Origin of the sequence: Lacrimispora amygdalina (genome assembly GCF_900205965.1) — a bacterium.
Classification (GTDB): Bacteria; Bacillota; Clostridia; order Lachnospirales; family Lachnospiraceae; genus Lacrimispora; species Lacrimispora amygdalina_A.
Window position 1 is genome coordinate 1 of sequence record NZ_OAOF01000063.1, and the last position, 2,563, is coordinate 2,563.

1 protein-coding gene and 1 pseudogene are annotated in these 2,563 nt (G+C 32.9%); one reads left to right on the top strand and one right to left on the bottom strand.

Annotated elements, in window-relative coordinates; translation table 11 throughout:
• Positions 1-639, top strand: a pseudogene (locus CRO04_RS25605) (hypothetical protein); the annotation flags it as partial.
• Between the two features lie 333 nt (positions 640-972).
• Here the strand turns inward: CRO04_RS25605 and CRO04_RS25610 are convergent.
• Positions 973-2,208 (bottom strand): hypothetical protein, encoded by a 1,236-nt coding sequence (locus CRO04_RS25610; RefSeq protein WP_097007050.1) that lies wholly within the window; start codon positions 2,206-2,208, stop codon positions 973-975.
• Between the last annotated feature and the right edge of the window lie 355 nt (positions 2,209-2,563).

Here is a 2,563-nt window from a genome sequence, read left to right on the forward strand (position 1 = left end):
AATTCATATCCAAGAAATAGCTGGCAGTGGATCGATGGAAAATGCTATTACTTTGATAGCAATGGTTATATGTTAGCTAATACAACGACTCCGGATGGCTATAATGTTGATGCAAATGGAGCCTGGACTATGAATGGCGTTGTGCAGACTCAGGGTAATGTAGCGACACAAACAAATACAGGAGCAGCGTCCGGGTATAATAAGGACGGGATTAGCAATATAGCAATCGATCTGTTACATTCAAGCAGAGAAGAAGCAAATGCAAAGTATGGGCCAGAATATGCTTCACAGTACGTTTCGACGCCTTCTCTTAGCTATACCAATATTCCATTTGGTGTTTCTTGGAATAGAAAGAAAGGACATGAGGCAGCTTCTCAGGAAAATCCTAGCGATATGAACAATTATTTCGTGGATGTTGTCGGTTGTGATAAACCAACCGATATGGTGAATTTCCTTCCAGAACGAGCAAATTCATTAAAACCAGATGATCTGGCAAAAACACTTAGGAGTATGGGATATGATGCCACTAGCAACGGGTTGGGTTGTATGCTATTATTAGGAGACTACTATATTCAATTCAGGAATTTTGATGGAGACACAAGTGTTTTAATTAGCTGTTACAATTCTTATGGAAAGTAAAATATAAAGAACTAGGATCATTTATAATACTTAAATAAAAGACTTCCTCGGAAGTCTTTTTATTTTTCTATTCGTTATTCTTCAATCAAACATAATACTAATAGTACAAAACTTGATTGGAGGGAACAAAGTGACATATTTTAAACAGACAAAAAGATGCAATCTAACTCTTATTATTAGTCTAATCGCTATTATAGTCTTAATTTTCTTTTTATTTAATAGAACTTTAGCTGGACAGGTTACACCACCTCTTGTTGCTGATTATTGGAGTTCAGAAGCCATACTTGAATAATTTAGAATCAATATTTCAAATAATAAAAGGCAGGCAACCGCCTATTTGATGGTTTTCCGAGTAATGATCTGGATTGAATTTACAGTGACCTCTTCTTTGGTGCAATTTTTATAATTTAATATAAAACCACGATCATTTTCCCATTTTGTGACAGCTTCTTTATATTGAACCAAATTCTCTTTTTGAGCAATAAACGTAGATAGGTATGAAGCTATTTTATGAGGACTTAGAATGTCTTGAGCCACCATACTTTCTAAAATTACTTGGCGCTGCACTTCGGTTAAGCCATTATTTTTTTTAACATTATAACCGTTTCTCATTAAAACCGATTCACCATTTGTATAAGAATTGCCGGGAAGTCCATTCTTGTAGTATTCATTTTTCTCAAGTAATTGGCAAAGCAAACGGCCTTTTGCGGAAAGTTTATCAAATTCATTTTTTAGAATATAATAACAACCACATTCTGGACAGCGTGTTGCCGGAACGGTGTTTTCTAAAAGTTTTCCATAGGGCGTGACAACAAAAATGTGACCTAGTATTTCTTCTAACATATGAGTATTGTTTATGCAACGAAAAATAGAGGTCTTTACTATAAAATCTTTTTGTGTAATATTATAGTGCTTAACGCCTATATCTTTCCTTTTTAATATTTTAGTATTGTTGGTAGTTTTGGTTGCCGTATCAACAGAATGTTTCATAATTGCTTGGTATAATTCGTTATGATGTATTTTACTATGGCGTTGAGGGATGGATTTATCAGATGCAGATAATTCGCTATGGGTTACCCAGTTTGCGTCTTCATTTTTGTATGCAATCAAAGAAAATGTATATTTCACGCCTGAGAGATTTGTTGAAAAGCGTTGGTTGATGTCTCTTGGCAAATGCTTGTTAACTTCCACTTTCCATATAATGGTGCCATTTAAAGTTGAATCTATTAAATGTCTGATTTTGCTGTTTATTTCTTTTTTTTCTTGGAGACTAGTAATGGGAACTTTTTTTACATTAATTTTAGGAAAATGCGATTCATTCCATTTATTAATCATTAACCTTTTTTGCTCTGCAAGAGAAGAAGTGTTATGTTTATATTTGTCTAAAAATACGACAATCTCTGGAATAATATAGTATTTACTGTTTTGACTACCATTGGTAGAACGCAAAAAAGTATAGAAATAGAAATCAATAAGAAATAAATCTAAGATAGAACATTGTCTTGTAGTATAACGTTTATTTTCAAATTTATAAATAGTATTTAGACTATTAATAATTTTATGTTTCATGGGCACACCTCCATAATTTTATTATAGCAAATATATTTGAAAAGAACAGAAAAAATATTGAAATCTCGCACCTTCCGGATCAAATCCCAACATAATAAGCCATTGTTTTATCGTTAGAGTTTCAATTAACTAAATATATCCTTTAATCACCCAAGATTTGTAATAAATGGTTGTTATTTCATCTAAATCAGTTATAATATATATAGACTGGATTAATACAGACTAATTTTATTGATGAGGTGGATAGTATGAAAAAGAAAATATTATTAATGTTAATTACAGCTGCGCTTGCCTTAGGAGCAGCAACAGTTGCATATGCAGGTCAGTGGCAGCAGAACAGTACTGGCTGGTGGTA

Coding starts and splice junctions, on each gene's coding strand:
- CRO04_RS25610 (WP_097007050.1), bottom strand. CDS start 2,208: ATGAAACATAAAATTATTAATAGTCTAAATACTATTTATAAATTTGAA.